The 24,202-nt window shown below is 63.7% G+C and carries 21 protein-coding genes; 17 read left to right on the forward strand and 4 right to left on the reverse strand.

Annotation, left to right across the window (positions count from 1 at the left end):
• The first annotated feature begins 138 nt into the window (after nucleotides 1-138).
• The 8 genes from NGR_RS05925 (at nucleotide 139) to NGR_RS05955 (ending at nucleotide 9,189) form a co-directional block, all read left to right on the forward strand.
• Nucleotides 139-606, forward strand: coding sequence for an SRPBCC family protein (locus NGR_RS05925; protein WP_015887342.1), 468 nt, complete (start codon nucleotides 139-141; stop codon nucleotides 604-606).
• Between the two features lie 409 nt (nucleotides 607-1,015).
• The gene (kdpF, locus tag NGR_RS05930) at nucleotides 1,016-1,105 is read left to right on the forward strand and encodes a K(+)-transporting ATPase subunit F (RefSeq protein ID WP_164923917.1); all 90 of its coding nucleotides are present in this window, start codon (nucleotides 1,016-1,018) and stop codon (nucleotides 1,103-1,105) included.
• Between the two features lie 46 nt (nucleotides 1,106-1,151).
• Nucleotides 1,152-2,855 carry a potassium-transporting ATPase subunit KdpA gene (kdpA, locus tag NGR_RS05935; protein WP_015887343.1) on the forward strand — a complete coding sequence of 568 codons (1,704 nt, stop codon included), beginning with the start codon at nucleotides 1,152-1,154 and terminating at the stop codon, nucleotides 2,853-2,855.
• A 10-nt stretch (nucleotides 2,856-2,865) separates the two neighbouring features.
• Nucleotides 2,866-3,036, forward strand: coding sequence for a hypothetical protein (locus tag NGR_RS32255; RefSeq protein WP_162832824.1), 171 nt, complete (start codon nucleotides 2,866-2,868; stop codon nucleotides 3,034-3,036).
• 31 nt (nucleotides 3,037-3,067) lie between these two features.
• Nucleotides 3,068-5,155 (forward strand): potassium-transporting ATPase subunit KdpB, encoded by a 2,088-nt coding sequence (gene kdpB, locus NGR_RS05940; RefSeq protein ID WP_015887344.1) that lies wholly within the window; start codon nucleotides 3,068-3,070, stop codon nucleotides 5,153-5,155.
• 12 nt (nucleotides 5,156-5,167) lie between these two features.
• Entirely contained in the window at nucleotides 5,168-5,737 is a 570-nt protein-coding gene (gene kdpC / locus NGR_RS05945) for a potassium-transporting ATPase subunit KdpC (RefSeq protein WP_015887345.1), read from the forward strand.
• Nucleotides 5,738-5,791: 54 nt separating this feature from the next.
• Nucleotides 5,792-8,497, forward strand: a complete 2,706-nt coding sequence (locus NGR_RS05950) for a sensor histidine kinase (protein ID WP_015887346.1) — start codon at nucleotides 5,792-5,794, stop codon at nucleotides 8,495-8,497.
• Nucleotides 8,494-9,189, forward strand: a complete 696-nt coding sequence (locus NGR_RS05955) for a response regulator transcription factor (protein ID WP_015887347.1) — start codon at nucleotides 8,494-8,496, stop codon at nucleotides 9,187-9,189. Before NGR_RS05950 ends, NGR_RS05955 begins: the two co-directional genes overlap by 4 nt.
• 34 nt (nucleotides 9,190-9,223) lie before the next feature.
• Here NGR_RS05955 and NGR_RS05960 read toward each other — a convergent pair whose 3' ends face one another.
• Entirely contained in the window at nucleotides 9,224-9,670 is a 447-nt protein-coding gene (locus NGR_RS05960) for a thiol-disulfide oxidoreductase DCC family protein (RefSeq protein ID WP_015887348.1), read from the reverse strand.
• A 138-nt stretch (nucleotides 9,671-9,808) separates the two neighbouring features.
• Between NGR_RS05960 and panD the strand changes: the two genes are divergently transcribed.
• Entirely contained in the window at nucleotides 9,809-10,261 is a 453-nt protein-coding gene (gene panD, locus NGR_RS05965) for an aspartate 1-decarboxylase (RefSeq protein WP_015887349.1), read from the forward strand.
• 94 nt (nucleotides 10,262-10,355) lie between these two features.
• On the opposite strand, the gene NGR_RS05970 is transcribed toward panD, so the two are convergent.
• Together NGR_RS05970 and NGR_RS05975 are read right to left on the reverse strand one after the other, a co-directional pair.
• Complete coding sequence (locus tag NGR_RS05970; RefSeq protein ID WP_164923919.1) at nucleotides 10,356-11,243, reverse strand: LysR family transcriptional regulator; 888 nt, start codon at nucleotides 11,241-11,243, stop codon at nucleotides 10,356-10,358.
• A gap of 77 nt (nucleotides 11,244-11,320) precedes the next feature.
• The gene (locus NGR_RS05975) at nucleotides 11,321-12,001 is read right to left on the reverse strand and encodes a peroxiredoxin-like family protein (protein ID WP_164924083.1); all 681 of its coding nucleotides are present in this window, start codon (nucleotides 11,999-12,001) and stop codon (nucleotides 11,321-11,323) included.
• A 231-nt stretch (nucleotides 12,002-12,232) separates the two neighbouring features.
• Between NGR_RS05975 and NGR_RS05980 the strand changes: the two genes are divergently transcribed.
• Entirely contained in the window at nucleotides 12,233-13,708 is a 1,476-nt protein-coding gene (locus tag NGR_RS05980) for an FAD-dependent oxidoreductase (RefSeq protein WP_015887352.1), read from the forward strand.
• A gap of 840 nt (nucleotides 13,709-14,548) precedes the next feature.
• Complete coding sequence (katG, locus tag NGR_RS05985; protein WP_164923920.1) at nucleotides 14,549-16,747, forward strand: catalase/peroxidase HPI; 2,199 nt, start codon at nucleotides 14,549-14,551, stop codon at nucleotides 16,745-16,747.
• A gap of 77 nt (nucleotides 16,748-16,824) precedes the next feature.
• Here katG and NGR_RS05990 read toward each other — a convergent pair whose 3' ends face one another.
• Nucleotides 16,825-17,712, reverse strand: a complete 888-nt coding sequence (locus NGR_RS05990) for a helix-turn-helix domain-containing protein (RefSeq protein ID WP_015887355.1) — start codon at nucleotides 17,710-17,712, stop codon at nucleotides 16,825-16,827.
• A 161-nt stretch (nucleotides 17,713-17,873) separates the two neighbouring features.
• On the opposite strand from NGR_RS05990, the gene pobA reads away from it, so the two are divergent.
• The 6 genes from pobA (at nucleotide 17,874) to NGR_RS06020 (ending at nucleotide 23,835) form a co-directional block, all read left to right on the forward strand.
• Nucleotides 17,874-19,046, forward strand: coding sequence for a 4-hydroxybenzoate 3-monooxygenase (gene pobA / locus NGR_RS05995; protein ID WP_015887356.1), 1,173 nt, complete (start codon nucleotides 17,874-17,876; stop codon nucleotides 19,044-19,046).
• Nucleotides 19,047-19,277: 231 nt separating this feature from the next.
• Nucleotides 19,278-20,450, forward strand: coding sequence for an ABC transporter substrate-binding protein (locus NGR_RS06000; protein ID WP_015887357.1), 1,173 nt, complete (start codon nucleotides 19,278-19,280; stop codon nucleotides 20,448-20,450).
• A gap of 56 nt (nucleotides 20,451-20,506) precedes the next feature.
• Nucleotides 20,507-21,373, forward strand: a complete 867-nt coding sequence (locus NGR_RS06005; RefSeq protein ID WP_015887358.1) for a branched-chain amino acid ABC transporter permease — start codon at nucleotides 20,507-20,509, stop codon at nucleotides 21,371-21,373.
• Between the two features lie 2 nt (nucleotides 21,374-21,375).
• Nucleotides 21,376-22,377 carry a branched-chain amino acid ABC transporter permease gene (locus tag NGR_RS06010; RefSeq protein WP_432654005.1) on the forward strand — a complete coding sequence of 334 codons (1,002 nt, stop codon included), beginning with the start codon at nucleotides 21,376-21,378 and terminating at the stop codon, nucleotides 22,375-22,377.
• Complete coding sequence (locus NGR_RS06015; protein ID WP_015887360.1) at nucleotides 22,374-23,138, forward strand: ABC transporter ATP-binding protein; 765 nt, start codon at nucleotides 22,374-22,376, stop codon at nucleotides 23,136-23,138. The genes NGR_RS06010 and NGR_RS06015 overlap by 4 nt, the downstream gene beginning before the upstream one ends.
• Nucleotides 23,119-23,835, forward strand: a complete 717-nt coding sequence (locus tag NGR_RS06020; protein WP_015887361.1) for an ABC transporter ATP-binding protein — start codon at nucleotides 23,119-23,121, stop codon at nucleotides 23,833-23,835. Before NGR_RS06015 ends, NGR_RS06020 begins: the two co-directional genes overlap by 20 nt.
• Nucleotides 23,836-24,202: the final 367 nt, after the last annotated feature.

Below are 24,202 nucleotides of genomic sequence, written 5' to 3' on the forward strand. Positions count from 1 at the left end.
ACTCGCGCCACCCGGACACATCTTCCCGCCGCGCCAACCCGTGGGCACCGAGAACCCCCTTATTTCAGTCGCCTGTCGGATGGCCTATGATTGCAGGCTGTACCGTCAGTCTCCTTGCATCGGCGAAGGCGGATTGCGATGTCGTCGACCGAGTTTCATCTTGTCACGAACTGGACCGTCGACGCCTCGGTCGAGGCTGTCTGGCGGGTGCTGAACCAACCCGAGACCTGGCCGGACTGGTGGCCCTCCGTGAAAGAGGTCACGCTTCTGCGCCCAGGCGACGAGGCCGGCATCGGCGCGGTTCATCGGATGAAATGGTCGACCGCGTTGCCCTATGACTTGGTTTTCGACATGGAAACGACCAGGGTCGAGCCACCGTCCCTCATCGAAGGCAGAGCTTCGGGTGAACTCGAGGGCGTCGGTCGATGGACCCTGCGACCCGACGGTTCGAATTGCGATATCCGCTACGACTGGATCGTCACGGTCACAAAGCCCTGGATGGTCAAACTTGCCTTCATCCTGAAGCCGGTCTTCAGCTGGAACCATACGGTCGTCATGGAACGCGGCCGGCAAGGACTTGTGCGTCGCCTGGCGCGCGTTGGCTGAAGACACGTTTGCTGGATGCACCTGGCCTCGCTTGTCGCGCACCCATCCGCACAATGATTGGCGGCGCGGCCGCCCGGCCGCGGATTCGCGAAAGCGGCCCTGCGGCCAGCCGTATTCCTATAGAAATCCTATTTCTTTCCCGTTGTGCCTCTCTCGAACCTTTATGCGGTTCTGAGCCATATTCCCGTCACGCCGCCGCGCCGAACTCGATCGTCGCGGCGGGGATGGGGCACATCGATCGCGATCACCTGCCGGGCGGCCGGCGCTGCCTCCAGGCGACGCAGTCAGTAGAAACAGCACAGGAACTACCGACATGGACATTGTCGTTCTCGCCATAGGCATCGTGTTCTTCGCCTTGTCGTTTGCCTACGTCCGGGCGTGCAGCAACCTCTAACAGCGGAGCGAAAAGATGCTTGTTGAATACACTCTCGGCGGCGCGGTGACCGTCTTCCTTCTGGCCTACCTGACCTACGCCCTCATTCGCCCGGAGCGGTTCTGATCGCCTAAAGCGCGTCGCATTCAATCATGCTCGGAAATCCATACCCATGACTATCAACGGATGGATACAGATCCTCGTCTTCTGCGGGATCGTCACCTTGCTGGTGAAGCCGCTCGGCGGCTACATGACGCGCGTCTTCAACGGCGAGCGCACGCTTCTTTCATGGATCTTCGCACCCGTCGAGCGCGGCCTCTATGCCGTCGCCGGCACCAGCGAGCGCGAGGAGCAGCATTGGACGACCTACGCGGCCGCCCTTTTGTTCTTCAACCTGGCGGGATTCCTGCTGCTCTATTTTCTCCAGCGCTTTCAAGGCGCGTTGCCGTTCAATCCGGCCGGCATGGCTGCCGTCCCGCCGGAACTTGCCTTCAACACCGCCGTCAGCTTCATGACCAATACGAACTGGCAGAACTATGGCGGCGAGAGCACGATGTCCTACCTCGTGCAGATGGCCGGCCTTACCGTGCAGAACTTCGTTTCGGCGGCAACCGGCATCGCCATCGCCATAGCCCTGATCCGCGGATTTTCCAGGGCATCGGTGAAGTCGATCGGCAACTTCTGGGTCGATATGACCAGGGCAACGCTCTACGTGCTGCTGCCGCTCTCAGTCGTGCTGACCCTCATCTATGTCTATCTCGGCATGCCCCAGACGCTCGGCGCCTATGTCGAAGCCACGACGCTCGAGGGCGCGCAGCAGACGATCGCCGTCGGCCCGGTCGCCTCGCAGATCGCCATCAAGATGCTGGGCACCAATGGCGGCGGCTTCTTCAACGCCAATGCCGCCCATCCTTTCGAGAATCCGGACGCGATCTCCAATCTCATCCAGATGGTCTCGATCTTCGCGATCGGAGCGGCGCTCACCAATGTCTTCGGCCGCATGGTCGGCAACCAGCGTCAGGGCTGGGCGATCTTCGCGACCATGGGCGTCCTGTTCCTCGCCGGCGTCGTCGTCTGCTACTGGGCGGAGGCTGCCGGCAATCCGCTCGTCCACGCGCTCGGCCTCGAGGGCGGCAACATGGAAGGCAAGGAAGTTCGTTTCGGTATTTCCCTGTCGGCGCTCTTCGCGGTCATCACCACGGCGGCCTCCTGCGGCGCCGTCAACGCGATGCATGACAGCTTCACGGCGCTCGGCGGCCTCATCCCGCTGATCAACATGGAGCTCGGCGAGATCATCGTCGGCGGCGTCGGCGCGGGCTTCTACGGCATCCTGCTGTTCGTCGTCCTGGCGATCTTCGTGGCGGGCCTGATGGTCGGTCGCACGCCGGAATATCTCGGCAAGAAGATCGAGGCGAAGGAGGTCAAGATGGCGGTTCTTGCCATCCTGTGCCTGCCACTTGCGATGCTGGTTTTCACCGCGATCGCCGTCGTGCTGCCCGACGCGGTGGCGTCGATCGCCAATCCCGGGCCGCGTGGCTTCTCGGAAATCCTCTACGCCTACACGTCGGCGGCGGCGAACAACGGCTCTGCCTTCGGCGGCCTGACGGGCAATACGGTCTGGTACAACCTCACGCTCGGCATCGCCATGCTGATGGGCCGTTTCCTGGTCATCATTCCGGCCCTGGCGATCGCCGGCTCGCTCGTCGCCAAGAAAACGGTGCCCGCTTCCGCAGGGACGTTCCCGACCGACGGAGCGCTTTTCGTCGGCCTGCTCAGCGGCGTGATCCTGATCGTCGGCGGCTTGACGTTCTTCCCGGCGCTTGCGGTCGGGCCGATCGTCGAGCATCTCGCCATGCTCCTCGGCCAAACCTTCTGACGGTGGCGCCATGGCTCAGCTCGTCCGTCATTCACGCAAAGAGTTCCATCCCCGCGCCGGACATGCGGCGCGGGGAGAGGCGCCGCCACGGGTCTCGACCATCCTCTGCCTGATCCTGGGCGGGATGACGCTGCTCGTCCTCGTCGGCAAGGCGTTCACGTACTTGTTCGCAGCGATCTGATCGCCGGCGTTCACAACATTTGGAGTCTCCTATGAGCCAGTCCAAAACCACGAGCATCCTCGACGCTCGCATTCTCATACCCGCCATCGGCGATGCCTTCCGGAAACTCGATCCGAAGGCGCTTGCCCGGAACCCGGTGATGTTCGTCGTCGCCGTCGTCTCCGCCTTGACCACCGTCCTGCTCGTCCGTGATCTGCTCACGGGCGGGGAGAACATCGGCTTCTCCTTCCAGATCGTCATCTGGCTCTGGTTCACCGTGCTCTTCGCCAATTTCGCCGAGGCGGTGGCCGAGGGCCGCGGCAAGGCGCAGGCGGAATCGCTGCGCCGGACGCGCACGGAAACCCAGGCGAAGCTCTTGAAGGGCGACGATATCAAGAGCTTCAAGATCGTCCCCGGCACGAGCCTGAAGGTCGGCGATGTCGTGCTGGTCGAAGCGGGTGACATCATCCCCTCGGACGGCGAAGTCATAGAGGGCGTCGCCTCCGTCAACGAGGCGGCCATCACCGGCGAATCCGCACCGGTCATCCGCGAATCCGGCGGCGACCGGTCCGCCGTCACCGGCGGCACGCAGGTGCTGTCCGACTGGATCCGCGTCAGGATCACCGCAGCGTCCGGCTCGACCTTCATCGACCGCATGATCGCGCTCGTTGAGGGCGCCGAGCGGCAGAAGACGCCCAACGAGATCGCTCTCAACATCCTGCTGGCCGGCATGACGCTGATCTTCGTCCTGGCGACGGCGACGATCCCGAGTTTCGCCACCTATGCCGGCGGCTACATCCCGGTGCTCATTCTCGTGGCGCTCTTCGTCACGCTGATCCCGACGACGATCGGCGCGCTTCTGTCGGCGATCGGCATTGCCGGCATGGATCGGCTGGTGCGCTTCAACGTGCTCGCGATGTCCGGCCGCGCCGTCGAGGCCGCCGGCGACGTCGATACGCTGCTGCTCGACAAGACCGGCACGATCACGCTCGGCAATCGCCAGGCGACCGAGTTCAAGCCGGTGCGCGGCGTCAGCGACCAGGAACTGGCGGATGCCGCCCAGCTTGCCTCGCTCGCCGACGAGACGCCGGAGGGCCGCTCCATCGTCGTGCTCGCCAAGGAGAAATACGGTATCCGCGCCCGCGACATGGGAAGCCTGCATGCCCACTTTGTGCCCTTCACGGCGCAGAGCCGGATGAGCGGCGTCGATCTCGACGGCTCCACTATCCGCAAGGGCGCGGTCGATGCCGTCCTCCAGTCTGTCGATTGCACCACTGTCGCGAATGTCACCGGCACGGCGAGCCTGACCGTCCGCGAGCCGCAGGCGGCACGCGAAATTCAGGCCATCGCCAACGAGATCGCCAAGGCTGGCGGCACGCCGCTTGCCGTGGTCAAGGACGGCCGGCTGCTCGGCGTCGTCCACCTGAAGGACATCGTCAAGGGCGGCATCAAGGAGCGCTTCGCCGAACTGCGGCGCATGGGCATCCGCACCGTGATGATCACCGGCGACAATCCGATGACGGCCGCGGCGATCGCGGCCGAAGCGGGCGTCGATGACTTCCTCGCCCAGGCGACGCCGGAGAACAAGCTCAGCCTCATCCGCGAGGAGCAGGCGAAAGGCAAGCTCGTGGCGATGTGCGGCGATGGAACGAACGACGCGCCGGCGCTTGCCCAAGCCGATGTCGGCGTGGCGATGAACACCGGTACGGTGGCGGCGCGCGAGGCCGGCAACATGGTCGACCTCGATTCCGACCCGACCAAGCTCATCGAGATCGTCGAGATCGGCAAGCAGCTGCTGATGACGCGCGGCGCCCTGACGACCTTTTCGATCGCCAACGACGTCGCCAAGTACTTTGCCATCATCCCGGCGATGTTCCTGGCGTTCTATCCGCAGCTCGGCGCTCTCAACGTCATGGGGCTGAAGACGCCCGAGAGTGCAATTCTCTCGGCAATCATCTTCAACGCCCTCATCATCGTCGCGCTGATCCCGCTTTCTCTGAAAGGCGTGAAATACCGGCCGATCGGCGCCGGCGCGCTCCTGTCGCGCAACCTGCTGGTCTACGGCCTCGGCGGCATCATCGTTCCCTTCATCGGCATCAAAGTGATCGACGTCGTCATCACGACGCTCGGCCTCGCGTAAGGAAGCGCTCCCATGTGGAAGCAAGTAAAACCCGCGATCGTCATGATCATCGCACTCACGATATTGACCGGACTGGTCTATCCGCTCGGAATGACCGGCATCGCCCAGGCCCTCTTCCCGCATCAGGCGAACGGAAGCCTGATCGAGAAAGACGGTAAGGTGGTCGGCTCCGAACTGATCGGTCAGGCCTTCACCAGCGACCGGTATTTCCACGGCCGGCCCTCCGCTGCCGGCGACGGCTATAACGCCGCCGGCTCCAGCGGCTCCAACCTTGGTCCGACGAACCGGAAACTGATCGACCGCATCAAGGCCGACGCCGGGGCGTTGAAGGCAACGAACCCCGCTTACCCGGTGCCGATGGACCTCGTCACGACGTCGGGCAGCGGCCTCGATCCGCATATCTCGCCCGAAGCCGCCTATTTCCAGGTGCCCCGCGTCGCCAAGGCGCGCGGTCTCGACGAGGCGGCGGTCAAGGCGCTGGTCGATGGCTATGTCAAAGACCGGGAACTGGGCTTCCTGGGCGAGCCTACGGTCAATGTTCTGGCATTGAACCTTGCGCTTGACGGGCCCGCTGCTCAATAAGGAAATGGGCGGGGCGCGACGCACCCGGCCGCTGACTGCGAGGAATGCCAATCAATGCCCGGCGACAGACCAGACGTCGACACAAGGCCTTCGCCCGACGCGCTCCTCGAGAATGCCGAACGCGAGGCGCGCGGGCGTCTGAAGATCTTCCTGGGCGCCGCCCCGGGCGTTGGCAAGACCTACGAGATGCTGGTCTCCGGCCGGGCGCGAAAGTCCGAGGGTGTCGACGTCGTCATCGGCATCGTCGAGACCCATGGCCGCCAGGAGACCCAGGCGCTCGTCGACGGCCTCGAGGCTATTGCCCGCCGCAACGTCGAGTATAGGGGCCACGTCCTCGATGAGATGGACCTCGACGCCATTCTCGCGCGACGCCCGCAACTGGTCCTCGTCGACGAGCTGGCGCACACCAATGTCGAGGGCAGCCGCCACTCGAAGCGCTACCTGGACGTGGAGGAAATCCTTGCCAAGGGGATCGACGTCTATTCGACGCTGAATGTCCAGCATATCGAAAGCCTCAACGACATCGTCGCGCAAATCACCCGGATCCGGGTGCGTGAGACGGTGCCGGATTCGATCATCGACCGTGCCGACGATGTCGAGATCATCGATCTCACCCCCGACGATCTCATCAAGCGCCTGCACGAGGGCAAGGTCTATCTGCCGACGACGGCGAAGCGGGCGATAGCCAATTATTTTTCGCCCGGCAATCTGACGGCGCTGCGCGAACTCGCACTGCGCCGCACCGCCGAGCGCGTCGACGACCAGCTTGTCAGCCACATGCAGGCGCACGCGATCCCGGGTCCCTGGGCGGCGGGCGACCGCGTGCTTGTCTGCATCGATCATGGCTCGCGCGGCGCGGCGCTCGTCCGCTACGCAAAGCGCCAAGCGGACCGGCTGCGGGCGCCCTGGAGCGCGATCCACGTCGAGACGACCGGGTCGATCAACCTGCCCGACGCCGACAAGGACCGGCTGGCCTCGCATCTGCGGCTCGCCGAGCAATTGGGTGGCGAGGCCATCACCATTCCAGGGCAAAGCGTGGCCCGCGACATTCTTCGGCACGCCGCCGCCCACAATTTCACCCATGTGGTGACGGGCAAGCCGAACAAGCCGCGCTGGCGGGAACTGATCGAAGGATCGGTATCGCATGACCTGATCCGGCACGCCGGCGAGATCAGCGTGCACGTGGTGTCCGGCGCGGCGCGCGCCGCCTCAGCCGCACGGGGTGTGAAGACCGCGCCGCCGCCGAAACAGGTCAAGCTTCAGGCCTATCTTCTCAGCACCCTCTATGTTTCCATAGCGCTCGCATTCAGTGCGCTCCTCGACCAGGTTCTGGACGTCCGCAATCTGGCGCTCGTGTTGCTGATTGGCGTTCTTACCTCCGCCGTGACCGCGGGTCTCGGACCGGCCCTCTATGCGTGCTTTGTCAGTGCGCTGGCCTTCAACTTCTTCTTTCTGGAGCCGCGATACACCTTTACGATCCGGGACCCGGAGAGTGTCCTGGCGCTGGTGTTCTTCCTGGTGGTCGCCGTCACGGCGAGCAACCTGACGGCCCGCGTTCAACGGCAGGCGGCCGCGGCGCGGCAGCGCGCCAGGACCACCGAAGATCTCTATCTCTTCGCGAAGAAGCTCGCGAGTACCGGAACACTCGATGACGTTCTGTGGGCGACCGCGCACCAGATCGCATCGATGCTCAAGGTTCGAGTGGTGATCCTTCTGCCCGAAAGCGGCTCGATTGCGGTCAAGGCAGGCTATCCGCCCGATGATACGCTCGTCGACGCGGATATCGCCGCGGCGCGCTGGGCATGGGAAAACGATCGGCCAGCGGGGCGCGGCGCCGATACACTGCCGGGAGCCAAGCGTCTTTATCTGCCGTTGAGGACCGGCCGCGCCGCCATCGGCGTCGTCGGTCTCGACAATGACAGGCAGGGGCCACTCCTGACGCCGGAACAGCAGCGGCTGTTCGATGCCCTGGCGGACCAGGCCGCGCTGGCGATCGAGCGGGTGCAATTGGTCGCCGACGTGGACCGGGCGCGGCTGGCCGCGGAGGCCGACAGGCTTCGTTCCGCTCTCCTCACGTCGATCTCCCACGACCTCAAGACGCCGCTCGCCGCCATCATGGGGTCGGCCGGTACGTTGCGCGACTATTCCGGCGCAATGCCCGAGGAAGACCGCACCGACCTGCTCTCGACGGTCGTCGACGAGTCGGAGCGGCTCAACCGCTTCATCGCCAATCTGCTCGACATGACGAGGATCGAGTCCGGCGCGACCGAGCCGAACGCCTCCTTGCATGACGTTGGAGATGTGGTCGGCACTGCGCTCCGCCGCGCCGCCAAGATGCTGGCACGGCACAAGACGGCGATCGATGCGCCCGGCGATCTGCCGATGCTGAAACTCGACCCCGTCCTCTTCGAGCAGGTGCTCTTCAACCTGCTCGACAATGCTGCAAAGTATGCTCCGCCGGGCTCGACAGTCAGAATTCGAGCCTGGGTCGACGACAATTCCGTAGCTCTTCAGGTCATGGACGAGGGCCCCGGCATCCCGAGCGGTGATCTCGAACGCGTGTTCGACAGCTTTTATCGCGTCCGCAAGGGCGACCATGTCCGCGCCGGTACCGGTCTCGGGCTTTCGATTTGCAGGGGTTTCATCGAGGCGATGGGCGGAACTATTGCGGCGGGAAACAGAACGGATCGGTCGGGGGCGGTCTTTACCATCACGATGCCGATCCCGGTCGGAGCGCCGAATGTGGAAGATCTGACATGACAGTCTCAAACGTAAGAATTCTGGTCGTGGACGACGAACCGGCGATCCGGAAGCTGCTCCGGGTCGGCCTGACGAGCGAGGGCTATGCGGTGCTCGAAGCGATCAATGCCCGGGATGCGATCAGCCAGGTTGCCGAAAAGCGGCCGGATCTCATTCTCCTCGACCTTGGCCTGCCGGACATGGCCGGCCACGATCTCCTGGCGAAATGGCGCAGCGACGCGCTGGAACTGCCGATCATCATCCTTTCCAGCCGGACCGACGAAACCGGTATCGTCAAGGCGCTCGAACTTGGAGCCGACGACTATGTCACCAAGCCGTTCGGCATGAAGGAGCTTGCCGCGCGCATGCGCGTCGCGCTTCGCCACAGGCTGCAGCAGCAGGGGGAACGGCCCATCTTCAAGACCGGCGACCTTTCCGTCGACCTGGTCAAGCGGATCGTCAAGGTGGCGGACAAGGAAGTCAAGCTGTCGCCCAAGGAATACGACATCCTGCGCATCCTCGTGCAGTATGCGGGCAGGGTCATCACGCACCAGCACCTCTTGAACAAGATCTGGGACGGATCGACGGACGTCCAGTATCTGCGGGTCTATGTCCGCCAGCTTCGCCAGAAAATCGAGCGCACCCCCGAACAGCCCCAATACATCACCACGGAAACCGGCGTCGGTTATCGCCTGCGCGAAGCGGAACAGTAGCGAGCCGGGGCGCCAGGTCCCTGGGGCGCGGAGGCTATAGAATGAAGCGGTGCCTCGTTTCTGCGTTCGGAACGAAACACGCAGTGGTCTTCCCGGCAAGCCGGTACCGGTTGCGGGCGACGAGGCCATAGAGCGTGTCCGCCCATTTTGTCGGGACGACAAGGAACAGGCGGCAGATCGACCAGGGAAAGCCCAGGCCGGCAACGACCCGTATTGTGGCCGCCGAGCGAAAATAGGCCCGGCCGCCTTCGAGGAACAGGTTCATCTCGTAGTCCCGATCGTCGAGTCCGTAGTGCCGATAGAGTGCTCTGCCGACCTCCGACTGTGCCGCCAGGAATCGGTACTTGGCCTCTCTCTCGTGCTTCAGCGCGAATTGGACCCAGCCGGAGCAGAAGACGCACTCGGCGTCGAAGACAAAGATGGGGTGCTCGTCCGGAAAGGGCGGGACTGCCGGGTCGTTCTTGTAACTATACCGGTTCATTGCGCGACATTACCTGCTTTCGATCTTCCAGCTCTGTATCATGGCAGGGGCTTCTTGCCACGCTCGGAACGTCCAGGACTTCCTTTCGCTTCGCCGGCCGATGCTCTATGAGAACGTCACGCAAAGGCGGGGAGCAATATGAGAAAATTGGTCGCTGGCAAACTTCACGGCATTCGCGTGACCGAAGCCAATCTCAACTATCATGGTTCCATCACCCTGGATCCGGATCACTGCGAGGCGGCAGGCATCCTGCCGATGGAGTTCGTCGAGATCTGGAACAAGAATTCCGGGTCGCGCCTCTCCACCTATGTCATTCTCGGCGAGCGCGGCTCCAGGTGCTGCATCCTCAACGGCGCTGCGGCCCGAACCTGCCAGCCAGGCGATCAGGTCATCATTTGCAACTCGGTTTATCTAGACGAGAGGCGCATCACCGATTTGAAGCCGACGGTGCTGACCTTCGACGACGACAACCACATCCGCAACCGCCTGACCTACTCGGTCGAACTCGACGAGCGGGCCAAATACACGTTCAGCATTCTCGATGAAGAGGATCGGCGGCAGCCGATCCCGCTTCCGGTTGCCGGCACCTAAAGCTGTTTCGTACATGTCGTCATCCCAAAACCGCTGCACACTTTTGGGCGACATGCCATAGGCCGCAATACCGGCGCCGGCTGGAGCAGGGGCGTCAAGACGAGACCTCCGCGGCAAGCCAGCTGCGGAATGCTTCGAGCGGCGGATACTTGGCCCGGGACCGCGGCCAGACCAGCCAGTAGGCGCCGGAACCCGGGATCGCCCGCTTCAGGAGCGGCACAAGGCGTTTTTCCTCGATCTCGATGTCTGCGAGATAATCCGGAAGCAGGGCCACGCCGAGCCCCGAAATGGCGGCCTGAGTCATCGTTGCGAACTGGTCGAGCAGCATTCCGGTCACGCTCGGCGCCTCGGCGTCCTGTGCGGCAAACCAGGTTGCCCATGCATTCGACCGCGTCTCCAGTTGCAACAGCGGCAGGCCCGCCATGTCATTCACGCTGCGCACCGGGTGTTCGGCAAGCAGCGCCGGCGAGATGCAGGCCGTCAAACGCTCCTCGAAGAGCATCATGTGTCCTGCGTCGCGCCAATCATCCGTTCCGAAATGAATGGCCGCATCGAAACCCTCGGCGGCGAAATTGAACCGCTTGAGACGTGTCGCGAGGTTGATCGTCACGCCGGGATTCTTGGTCAGAAACCTGCCGAGCCGCGGCGCCAGCCAGCGGGTGCCGAAGGCGGGCAGGATTGCCAGCGACAGGGCGCCGCCGCCCGGATTGGCCGAAAACTCCATGCTGCCGCGCTGAATGAGATCGAGGGCCCGGGTCACGTCGCGCCCATAGGCCTGGGCCGCCTCGGTCGGGATCAGCCGCTGCCTGTGGCGCTCGAACAGTGGCCGTCCCAGCTGCTCCTCGAGGCTCTGGACGAGGCGGCTGACGGTGCTTTGCGTCAGATTGACTTCTCGCGCCGCCGCCGAGATCGAGCCGGTGCGCAAGACGGCCTCGAAGGCCGAGAGGAGGCTGATGGAGGGAAGGAATCGGCGCGGACGCATCTCACCTGTGTATTGCATGCAAGGAGATAGCGCAAACGACAGCGCCGCGCGTCCAATTGGACGCGCGGCGCTGTCGTTCAATGTGCGACATTCGAAGCGGCCGTCATCAATTCTTCGGGGTTGAGCGCCTGACAGACATTCCGGCCGTCCTCCTCGACCTCCGTGAAGCTCCAGCGCACCACGCCTTCGCGATCGAGCAGGAAGTGGCCGACAAGCTGCATATGGTCGGCCAATCTCACCTGCTTATCGGCTGCCGTGATTTCATACGGATCCTTCTCGTTGAGCAGGTCGCCGGCTACGACGGGATTCATCGGCTCGGACAATTCGCCCGGCAGATCGACACGCATTGCCATGATCGCATCCATTCCGACCTTGGACGGCCAGTCGGTCTCGGTCTCGGTGAACTCGACGATGGGCAAGCCGAAAGCGCGGTGCGAAGCGCGCGACGGATCGGATGCAGCAAGAAGATCGGCGATCGGATGATAACGGAAGTAGAGACGCGCCCGTTCGACCGGGGTGTTCACCACCGCCAGCGTTTGAACGCCTTTCTCTCGCAGTGCCGGGTTGAGCTGTGCCATCGCCGCGACATGGCGGCGGCAGAACGGGCAATGCAGGCCGCGAAACAGACCGACCAGCAACGGGCTGCGGCCGCGAAATTCATTAAGAGCAATCTTACCCTCGCGTGAGATCGCATCGAATACGACGTTCGGGGCCTGATCGCCCGGTTGCAACGGATTGTTGGCTTGATGCGCAGACATTGGAGAACCTCCTCGCCTCACGGAACGGCCGAGAAAAGGCAGCAGGGCGGGTGTTTCGAGGTCGCTGAAGAGGCCGACCTCTCGCCTTGCCGCACAGCCAGGATCCGAACCCAGAATGGCCCTACATTGGCCCACGAGCAAGCGGTAAACGCCAAGCATGTCACGGGGACCCGGCGGAACATTCCCGAACGGGCGTGGTTATCGAAACCACGCAAACGAGGACATGCCGCAATGGTCAATCTGCCGGGAAATCGCGGAAGTTGCTGGGTGGCCGGCGCCGGCCGGACGGGCTATTCGCCGCTCGACGGCTCGATCCATGCCGAAACGGTCGTCGTTGGAGGCGGGATCGTCGGGCTCACCACGGCGCTGCGCCTTGGCGAGGCCGGACGCTCCGTGATCCTCCTCGAAGCGCTGGAGATCGGCGGGCAGGTGACGGGTCGATCGACGGCGAAAATCACGACGCAGCACGCCTTGATCTATCGCCATCTCATCGACGCCCTCGATTTAGCGAAGGCGCGGCGCTATGCCGAGGCAAATTCGGCCGGAGCCGCCCTGATCAAGGACTGGATCCGGGAATATGCCATCGCCTGCGATCTGGACCGCAAGCCTGCCTATACCTATGCCACAAGTGCTGAGGGGCGCGAAGCGATCGTCGCCGAGGCAGAGGCGGTGCGGCAGATCGGGCTTGAAGCACAGGTGCTCGATGGCGCACCGCTACCGTTCGAGACCACAGGCGCGCTTTGTTTTGCCGACCAGGCGCAATTCAATCCGGCAAAATATCTCGTCGGGCTGGCCCATGCCGTGGCGGACCGCGGCGGCCGCATGTTCGAACGAAGCCGCGCGATACTGATAGGCGAGGCGAGCCGCTGGCGCGTGGTCACCGCTGGCGGGACGGTTCATGCCGAACACGTCGTCGTTGCCACCAACATGACGGTCAAGAGTCCGGTCGGCATGGCAAACCGCACGCAGCCGCGATGCCATACCGCGATGGCCTTCCGCATCGACGATCCGCTTGCCGTCGACGGGATGTTCATCGGCATCGACGATCCGACGCATTCGATACGGACGGGTTCGGATGGAACCGGCCCGCTGCTTGTCGTACTCGGTCCGAAATTCGATACCGGCCAGGATGGAAACGTCGCCGCACGCTTCGTCGAGTTGGAGGAATGGGCGCGCCGGAACCTGGCCGTCGGGGAGGTCGCCTGGCACTGGTGCAACGAGGACTACGACACTGCGGACCGGGTGCCCTATGTCGGCGAACCCGATCCCGAGAAGGCTCCGGGCTTTCATATCGCCACCGGATTCAACGCCTGGGGGATCAGCAACGGGACCGCCGCCGGCATGATGATCGCGGACACGATCCTCGATCGTGCCAGTCCTTGGCGAAGCCTCTATGACCCGACCCGGCCGTATCCGAAGGACTTCCACAAGAATGGCGACAGCCAATCGGTCGTCAGCGGCACGAGGGACATCCGGCCGGGTGAGGGTGGCGTCATCGTGAGAGGCGAGGAGAAGATCGCCGTCTGCCGGGATGAGGATGGGGCGCTGCATGCCGTTTCCGCGTCCTGCACCCATAAGGGCTGCACGGTCACCTGGAACAATGCCGATCGCACCTGGGATTGTCCCTGTCATGGTTCGATCTTCGCGTTGGACGGGTCGGTGATCCATGGTCCGGCCCGCAAGCCGCTTGCTTCCGTCGAATTGTAGCGCAGCTTGCAAGCACGCGGTCCGAGGGTCGGTGGCGTCGGTGCCGTGAGGTCGTCTTCCGTGCCGTCTTGGTGAACGGTCAGGCTCGCGCTGACCCTTTTGCACGACGATCGAGAAAGAGGCGTAGGCTGGCTTCGTGCCGAGCAGGTCCGATGCGCTCACGGATCCTTGGTTCCTCCGGCCTCGGTCGCCACTCGGATTCTTCTCCCAGTGCATCTCTGGCCTGCGGCCCATCCAGCCGTATAAGCAGCTCGATAATCATCTCCCTGTCGCTGATACCGCTGTCGGAAGACAGGTATTCCCTCAGGTCCCTTTGACAGTCCTCGATGAGCTTTCGCATTTTCTCGGCGTTCATTGGAGACCCCCAACAGGCTGCTGGAAGAGACGTCCCGGAGCGGTGCCGAAGGGCATAGGAACACCGCTCCAGGATCATCGCACTGCCGCGGCGGCGGGGAAGCCGTTGTTTCGGCAGGTGCTTACCGTGCAGTATGTCCTGCGGACGAACACCCGGCAACGGGCATAGGACCTTTGGCCCGCCCACCCGGACCAAGGTCCTACTGGAGGTTTCCTTCAATCGGGAGCCTATTTAAGGATAAAAACAAGCACCAATTCAAAGGGCTACAGCGACCTGTTCGCGCCTTACAACACAAGCGGTGATGGTTCCAGCCGATAGGTTTAGCTTATCGCCGAAATTCGAAAATCCAACTTAAACTAATGGAACAGCTTGGCTATGGTGCTTGAAGATGCAGCCGCGGGCCACGGCCAGCGCTGACGTCCCTATCCGACTGAGGCTCAAAAGCCTGCCGATAGGCAATTCAGGAAAGCACAATGGAGAGAGTTATGGATTCAAAGGTCGATGGTGCGGGCAAGTGTCCGGTGGTGCACACCCACACGGCCCATGGCGGTAGGTCGAACCGGGACTGGTGGCCGAACCAGTTGAACGTCAGGATTCTCCATCAGAATTCGTCCCTGTCCGACCCGATGGGCCAGGCGTTCAACTATGCCGAGGAGTTCAAGAAGCTCGACCTGGTGGCCTTGAAAAAGGATCTCCACGCGCTGATGACCGATTCGCAGGATTGGTGGCCGGCCGACTTCGGTCACTACGGTCCGCTGTTCATCCGCATGGCCTGGCATAGCGCCGGCACCTACCGTACCGGCGACGGTCGCGGTGGTGCGGGCGCCGGCCAGCAGCGCTTCGCGCCGCTCAACAGTTGGCCGGACAACGTCAACCTCGACAAGGCGCGCCGGCTGCTCTGGCCGATCAAGCAGAAATACGGCAACCGGATTTCCTGGGCCGATCTGATGATCCTCACCGGCAACGTTGCGCTGGAATCGATGGGCTTCAAGACCTTCGGCTTTGCCGGCGGCCGCCCTGACGTCTGGGAGCCCGAGGAAGACGTCTATTGGGGCGCCGAGGAGACCTGGCTTGCCGACAAGCGCTACACGGGAGAGCGTGAACTCGATAAGCCCCTCGCTGCCGTGCAGATGGGCCTGATCTACGTGAATCCGGAAGGGCCGAACGGCAATCCGGATCCGCTCGCCGCTGCCAAGGATATCCGCGAGACCTTCGCGCGCATGGCGATGAACGACGAGGAAACCGTTGCCCTCATCGCCGGCGGCCACACCTTCGGCAAGACGCACGGCGCCGGCGACGCGTCGCATGTCGGTATCGAGCCCGAAGGCGCGGACATCGCGGAACAGGGCTTCGGCTGGACCAGCAGCTTCGGAACCGGCAGAGGCAGCGACACCATCGGCAGTGGCCTCGAAGTCACGTGGACGACGACGCCGACGAAGTGGAGCAACAACTTCTTCTGGAACCTGTTCGGTTACGAATGGGAACTGACGAAGAGCCCGGCGGGCGCGCATCAGTGGACGCCGAAGCATGGCGCAGGCGCGGCCACCGTTCCGGACGCGCACGACCCGTCGAAGCGCCACGCCCCGGCGATGCTGACCACCGACCTCGCGCTGCGCTTCGACCCGGCCTACGAAAAGATCGCCCGGCGGTTCTTCGAAAATCCGGATCAGTTCGCCGATGCCTTCGCCCGCGCCTGGTTCAAGCTCACCCACCGCGACATGGGCCCACGCGTGCGCTATCTCGGCCCGGAGGTGCCGGCAGAGGAACTGATCTGGCAGGATCCGGTCCCGGCCGTCGACCACCCGCTGATCGACGCGCAAGACATCGCCGATCTCAAGGACAAGATCCTCGCATCGGGTCTGCCGATCTCCCATCTGGTCTCGACTGCCTGGGCATCGGCATCGACTTTCCGCGGCTCCGACAAGCGCGGTGGGGCGAATGGGGCGCGCATCCGCCTGGCGCCGCAGAAGGATTGGGAAGTCAACCAGCCGGAGCAGCTTGCCACCGTGCTCGAAACGCTCGAAGGCATCCAGAAGGCCTTCAACGGCGGCGAGCCCGGCGACAAGAAGGTATCGCTGGCAGACCTGATCGTCCTCGGCGGCGCGGCGGCGATCGAGAAGGCAGCGAGGAATGCCGGCCACGACATCGAGGTCCCGTTTGCGCCCGGCCGTACCGACGCGACGCAGGAGCAGACCGATGTGGACTCCTTCGGCGTTCTGGAACCGATCTCCGACGGCTTCCGCAACTATCAAAAGGGCGACTATCTGATTTCGCCCGAGGAACTGCTGATCGACCGGGCGCAGCTTCTGACGCTGACCGCACCGGAGATGACGGTCCTGATCGGTGGCATGCGCGTGCTGAACGCCAATTTCGGACAAGTCCAGCATGGCGTCTTCACGACACGGCCCGAGACGCTCACCAACGACTTCTTCGTCAACCTGCTCGACATGGGCACGGCGTGGAAGGTCTCACAGGAATCGAAATACGTCTTCGAGGGACGCGACCGCGATACGGAAGAAATGAAGTGGACCGCCACCCGTGTCGATCTCGTGTTCGGTTCGAACTCGCAGTTGCGAGCGCTTGCCGAAGTATACGGCCAGAGCGACTCGCAGGAAAAGTTCGTGCGCGACTTCGTGGCGGCCTGGACCAAGGTTATGAACGCCGACCGCTTCGACCTCGTCTGATTGGAGCTCAAAAATGAAAGGGCGCGGCCGTGTTGCGGCCGCGCCCTTCTTAATTAGGCGAGATCGCCCATTCGCTTTCACACACCGAGCTTTTGCCGCTCCGCGATCCGCCACGCCCGCGGCGTCGTGCCAACGTGACGGACGAAGAAGCGCGAGAAATAGGCCGCATCCGAAAAGCCGAGGCGGAAGCTGATCTCCTGTACGCTCGCCCGTGTGAAGACGAGTTCGCGCCGCGCCGCCTCGAGCAGCCGTCCGGCAATGACCTCGTGCACGCTCTGCCCGGACATCGCGCGGACCACGCGGTTGAGATGGGTCGGCGACAGGCCGAGCTCGCGGGCGTAGAAGGCCGCCGGGCGGTGCGCCAGACAATGCTGCCGGAGCAGCGTATCGAAGCGTTCCATGCGCCGCTCGTTCTCGCTTTCCCCGGCCGACTCGTTGGCGAGCGGTATTTCTGCGAGCCGCGCCGTCAGCCCCAGCACCGTCGTGAGATAGGCATCGAGCAGGCCGGTGCGGTGGCTGCGTCGCGCTTCCCATTCCTCGGCCAGGCGCTGCAACGTCTCGGCAATGTAGCGGCCGTCGTCGCTCCGACCGAGCGGCGTCAGGCGAGGGGTCGCCAGCCAGGTCCCGAGCCGGTTACGGCTACCCGGCGCGATTGGCAGATGCGATGCGAGCATCGTGAAAACGAAACCGTCGATGTCGGGGGAAAAGCGGAAGCCGTGGCTGACGGCGGGCGGAACGGTGATCACCGCCGGCGGTGAAATCGACCGAACCGTCTCGCCGAACAGAGCATCACCCGAGCCCTTGGCGATGTACAGGATCTGAAAGAAGCTCTCGTGGCGATGAAGGCCGATTTCCCAATGATGCAGACGGCTGCGCGAGGGGATCGTCTCGCAATGCAGCCAGAAATCCGGCCTTTCGCCGGATTCCTCGCCGTAAAGTTCGTAGGTCGGGACGGGTCGCTTCATCGGGTTCACGCAGCGTCGATGTTCGATAAGTCCAATTAGTTGGCGGAAATGTCCATTGAGGCAAGTGCCTGCGACGCGCAAACTTCCTGACAAAAGTCAGTTTTGGAGCGGACGGGGAAGGCGGCTTCGCCGCCGAGGCGGTGCTTCAGGTGAGGAGGTCCATGCGAACGCAGGTCGTCATAATCGGTTCCGGCCCGTCCGGGCTCCTGCTCGGACAATTGCTCACCCTGGCAGGGATCGACAATTTGATCCTCGACCGCGCCAGCAAGGAACACATCCTCGGCCGGGTGCGCGCCGGTGTTTTGGAGGAAGGCACGGTCCGGTTGATGGACGAGGCGCACTCCGGGGCTCGCATGCATGGCGAAGGGCTGCCGCATGAGGGGTTCTCGCTCGCCTTCGACGGCCGCGACCACCGCATCGACCTCTCCGGGCTGACGGGCGGCAAGCGGGTGCTGATCTACGGCCAGACGGAGCTTACCCGGGACCTCATGGATCATCGTCAAGCCGCCGGCGCGTTATCGATCTACGAGGCGGCGAACGCCACACCATGCGATTTCGACAGCCACGCGCCTTACGTCACCTATGAGAAAGATGGTGTAACGCACCGGATAGATTGCGATTTCATCGCGGGATGCGACGGTTTTCATGGGGTCAGCCGCAGGTCAGTGCCGGACCGGGCGATCCGCGCCTTCGAGAAGATCTATCCCTTCGGCTGGCTCGGCATCCTTGCCGACGTGCCGCCGGTCGATCACGAATTGGTCTACGCCAACCACCCGCGCGGCTTTGCGCTCTGTTCGATGCGGTCGCTGAGCCGCAGCCGTTACTACATCCAGTGCTCGCTCGACGAGAAGCTCGACGGTTGGGACGACCAGCGTTTCTGGGACGAATTGCGGCGTCGCCTGCCGGTCCACCACGCCGACCGCGTGGTGACCGGGCCATCCTTCGAGAAATCGATCGCACCGCTACGCTCTTTCGTCGCCGAGCCGATGCGCTTCAATCGACTGTTCCTGGTGGGCGACGCCGCCCATATCGTGCCGCCGACCGGAGCCAAGGGGCTGAACCTTGCCGCGAGCGACGTGCACTACCTGTTCGAAGGTCTGCTCGAGCACTACCAGGATCGCTCCAACGCCAGCATCGACGCCTATTCGGCCAGGGCGCTGGCGCGTGTCTGGAAGGCGGTGCGCTTTTCCTGGTGGATGACGACGATGATGCACCGCTTTCCCGACACCAGCGACTTTGACCAGAAGATCCAGGAGGCCGAACTCGACTATCTCACCCATTCGCGAGCCGCCGCGACGGCGCTCGCCGAGAACTATGTCGGGCTGCCGTTTTGACGTATCCGTTCGTGCCGAAGCCGGCGGAAGCGATCGGGGCCGTCAACGTGGAGGGCTACCCATTGCCGGGCGTTCCTTGAAGGGCCGATTCATAACTAGAAAGTTATGTGGAGCGGGTTATCTTTCATTTTTCAACATCGTTCCACATGTCAAACTGACGGCGATCAAGAAATACAATTGATCATTGGACGGCGCCGGACGGGAGCGAGCCGGACGTCGTGGGGAGGAAACATGAAACGGACTATTCTCGCCGCGCTGGCGGCACTCACAATTGCCGGGACAGCCCACGCCGACACGATCAAGATCGGCGTCATCGGGCCGTTTTCCGGTCCGTTCGCGCTGCAGGGCAAGAATTTCAAGGCCGGCATCGACGCCTATATGGCGCTGAACGGCAGCAAGGTCGGCGACGACGACCTCGAAATCATCTACCGGGACGTGCCGCAGCCCGATCCGGCGCAGTCCAAGGGGCTGGCGCAGGAGCTTGTCGTCAAGGAGGGCGTGCAATATCTCGCCGGCTTCTATTTCACCCCCGACGCAATGGCCGTGACGCCGCTTCTCGAGCAGGCGAACGTGCCGCTGGTCATTATGAATGCCGCAACCTCGGCGATCGTCACCAAGAGCCCGCTGGTCGTGCGCACCTCGTTCACGCTCTGGCAGACATCGACGCCGATCGCCCAGGTGGCGAAGGATGCCGGCGTCTCGAAGGTCATTTCGGTCGTCAGCGACTACGGACCGGGCGTCGATGCCGAGAACGCCTTCAAGAAGGGGTTCGAGGCGGCGGGAGGCCAGATCGTCGAGGCGATCCGCATGCCGCTTGCCACCAATGATTTCTCGCCGATCATGCAGCGCGTCAAGGATTCGGGCGCCGAAGGGCTCTTCGCCTTCCTGCCGTCCGGTCCGACGACGCTGGGTTTCGTCAAGGCCTTTAACGAAAACGGGCTCAAGGATGCCGGCATCAAGTTCTTCGCGCCGGGCGACCTGACGCAGGAATCCGACCTGCCGGCACTTGGCGAAGCCGCGCTCGGCATCCAGACGACCTTCCACTATGCGGTCTCGCACGATTCGCCGGAGAACAAGGCCTTTGTCGAGGCGGCTGGGAAGGCGATCGGCAACCCGGCCGAGCTTTCCTTCCCCTCGGTCGGTGCCTATGACGGCATGCATGTCATCTACAAGATGATCGAGGCGACGGGCGGCGAGCAGGACGCTGGGAAGGCGGTCGATGCGGTCAAGGGACTTTCCTGGACGAGCCCGCGCGGCCCCGTGTCGATCGATCCGGAATCCCGCCATATCACCCAGAACATCTACCTGCGCGAAGTCGCCAAGGCCGAGGACGGCTCCTATTACAACAAGGAGATCGCGACCTTCGAGAAGCAGGGCGATCCCGGTCTTGCGGCGCTGAAGTAACCGGTTGGTGGAATTGGATGCGGGGCCGCCGGCCCCGCTCTGAAACAGGGTGGGTCATGCAAACGGTCTTCAGCATAGCGGTCGACGCACTCGCTTACGGCATGGTGCTGTTCGTGATTTCGATCGGTCTTTCCGTCACCATGGGCCTCATGCGGGTGGTCAACTTGGCCCATGGCGCTTTCGCCATGATCGGCGGCTACATCGCCTCCTACGCGGCGCGCGACCTGGGTCTCGGCTACGGATTTGCGGTGCTGCTTGCCGTGTTCGGAACGATCGTCATCGCCGTTCCGATCGAGCGCCTGCTTTACCGACGCATCTACGGCGCGCCTGAACTCACCCAGGTGCTGATGACGATCGGCATCACCTTCTGCATCATCGGCATCGCCAACTACGTCTTCGGCCCGACGCTGAAGACAGTCCCTCTGCCGCCGGCGCTGCAGGGATCGGTCGATCTCGGCTTCCGGTCGATCGCCACGCATCGGATCTTCGCTATTGGCTGCGGTCTCGGCGTGGCGGTTGCCCTCTGGTACCTGATCGAGAAGACGGCCTTCGGCGTGAAGCTCAGGGCCGCCGTCGACAACGCGGCGATGGCGGCGGCTCTCGGCGTCCGCACCGAGATCGTCTATGCGGTGAGCTTCGCGGTCGCGGTCGGTCTGGCAGCCTTGGGGGGCGTCGTCGGCGCCGAACTGCTGCCGGTCGAGCCCTATTACGCGCTGCGCTACATGGTGACGTTCCTGGTCGTCGTGTCTGTCGGCGGGGCCGGATCGATACCGGGGGCGCTTGTCGCCTGCCTGCTGCTTGGCGGCATCGACACGGCCGGCCGCTACCTCGTGCCGGAGTTCGGCGAATTCTTCTTCTACCTTGCGGTCATCGCCATCGTCTGCGTCTTTCCGCGCGGCCTTGCCGGAAGGGCGGGACAATGACCATGGCAACGATGAGCGATGCGCTGGCGGGCGCCCAGGGCAAGGGGCGCAGGCGCGGCCGCGACCTCGCCGGTCTGGCGGTGATCCTCGGGCTGGCCGTGGTCGGCTACCTGTTGTTTCCCAACAACCTCGCGCTGCTCACCCGCATGACGGCGATCGCGCTTCTGGTTCTCTCCCTCGACCTCGTCACTGGCTATTGCGGCGTGGCGACGCTCGGCCATGCTGCGCTCTTCGGCACGGGCGCCTATGCGTCCGGCATTGCCGCGGTGCATTTTGGCATTACCGATCCGCTGCTGATGCTTGCCTGCGGAATTCTCGGCGGTGCGGTTGCGGGGCTCGTCTGCGGTGTCGTCATCCTGCGAGCGCACGGTCTTCCGCAACTTGTCCTGTCGATCGCGCTCATCCATCTGTTTCACGAATTCGCCAACAAGGCCTCCTCTTGGACAGGCGGCAGCGACGGCCTCGCCGGCATCGCGCCCGATCCGCTGCTCGGCTATTTCGAATTCGATCTTTGGGGCCGCACCGCCTATGTGCTCGGCATCATTCTCCTTGCTCTCGTCTTCGCGCTGCTGCGGCTCGTCGTCCGCTCGCCCTTTGGGATGCTTTGCCGCGGCGTCAAGGAGGACCCGATCCGCATCCGCGCCATGGGCGCCTCGCCGAAGCTGGCCTTGATGAAGATGTATGTGATTTCCGGCGCGGTTGCCGGCGCGGGCGGCGCGCTCAATGCCATCTCCACCCAGGTCGTCGGCCTCGACAGCCTCTCCTTCACGCTGTCGGCCGAAAGCCTGGTCATGCTGGTCCTCGGCGGCACCGGCTCGCTTTTCGGCGCGCTCACCGGCACGATCGTCTTCATGTTCTTCGAGGATGTCGTCTCCGCCGCCAATCCGTTCCACTGGCTGACGATGGTCGGGGCGCTTCTGATCGCCGTCGTGCTCTTCGCGCCGAAGGGTCTCTACGGCACGGTTGCCGATCTTGCGGCCGGACGGCGGAGGGCGGGCCGATGAGCACGATCTTCGAAGTCCGCAGCCTGAAACGCTCCTTCGGCGGCCTCGCCGTCACCAACAACGTCAGCCTCGCCATGGCGCCGGGCGACCGCGTCGCGCTGATCGGCCCGAACGGCGCCGGCAAGACCACCTTCGTCAACCTCGTCACCGGCAACCTGACGCCGGACTCCGGCGACGTCCTGATCGGTGGCGAGAGCGTGACCCGCATCGACGCGACCGGGCGGGTGCGGCGCGGCCTGGTGCGTTCGTTCCAGGTGACGCGCCTTTTCCAGGAGATGACGCCGGCCGAGCACGTGGCGCTTGCGGTGTTGCAGCGTGACGGCCGGGCGGGCCGCATGTTCGGCCATTTCCTTGCCATGCCCGAAGTCATGGCGGAGGTTGCCGAACTGCTCGGTAAGCTTGGTCTCAGCGAGTTGATGCACCGGCGCGTCAGCGAGATCGCCTATGGCCAGCAGCGGCTGCTGGAAATCGCGGTGGCGCTGGCGCTGAAGCCGAGGGTGCTGCTCCTCGATGAGCCGGCCGCCGGCGTGCCGCAAAGCGATACCGGCCGCATCGAGCAGGCGCTCGCCGACCTTCCGGCCGATCTTGCCGTGCTGATGATCGAGCACGACATGGATCTCGTCTTCCGTTTTGCCAAGCGCGTCATCGTGCTCGCTGCCGGCACGATCATCTTCGACGGCTCGCCGTCGGACGTCACCAAGGATCCGCGCGTGCGCGAGGCCTATCTCGGGAGCTATGCCAATGCCGGCCACGCCGCTTGAAGTCGAAAACCTGTCGGCCGGCTATGGACCGACGCGAGTGCTTGAAGGGGTTTCCTTTTCGGTGCCGGCCGGTGCGCGGCTCGCCGTGCTCGGCCGCAACGGCATGGGCAAGACGACCCTGCTTGCCACGCTCGCCGGCCAGACACGCCGCTATGACGGGCGCATCGTGTTGGGCGAGACGGATGTCACGGCGCTGCCGAGCGCGTCACGCGCTTGGCATGGCCTGGGTTTCGTGCCGCAGGCACGCTGTGTCTTTCCGACGCTGACGGTCGAGGAGAACCTCTTCGTGGGTCTTAAGGGCCGTCCGAAGAGCGCACTCCAGGAGGCCTATGGGATGTTTCCGCGCCTTTACGAGCGACGCAGGAACCTCGGGTCCCAGCTCTCCGGCGGCGAGCAGCAGATGCTGTCGACCGCCCGTTCGATCCTCGGTCGGCCCTCCGTGCTGCTCCTCGACGAGCCGCTCGAAGGGCTGGCGCCCGTCATCTGCGAGGAACTGATGAAGGCCTTCGCCGAACTCGCCAAGACCGGCGACATGACGATCCTGCTGGTCGAACAGCGCATCCAGAGCGCGCTGGATTTCGCCGATCAGGTCATCGTCCTGGAGCGAGGCCGGATTGCCTGGAGCGGCACCCCGGATTCGCTCTCGAAGGATCACGCGGCCGTTGAAAGGCTGCTGGGGGTCGGTGGCTTGCATTAGCGAACCGACCCGCTTTCGCCTGCATTGATCATATGAATTCCGCGGCCTGAGCCGCAGCAGAGCCGTTTGACCGCATTGTCGGCTGCGGGGCAATTTTCCCAGGAAAATCCGACGGAATGCCTTCAAAAATTTGAAAGTCTTTCGCATGCGCCGTCGAAATGGCCGGCTAGCGATCATGCGCGCGACGTCGCACAATTGTCGGGCTGCACGGGGCTCCCGTTCGGCGAGGCCGCACGGCCAGGATCGCAGACGCTTGGACGCCGCGATCGAAATATGAGCGACCGGATGTTGGAGGAGCAGCGTTCCGGTCTCAGGCGTTCGGCCATGTCGCGATGACGGCTGCCAGAGCGGGATCAGGAAAATGCGA

Source organism: Sinorhizobium fredii NGR234 (assembly GCF_000018545.1).
Taxonomy (GTDB): domain Bacteria; phylum Pseudomonadota; class Alphaproteobacteria; order Rhizobiales; family Rhizobiaceae; genus Sinorhizobium; species Sinorhizobium fredii_A.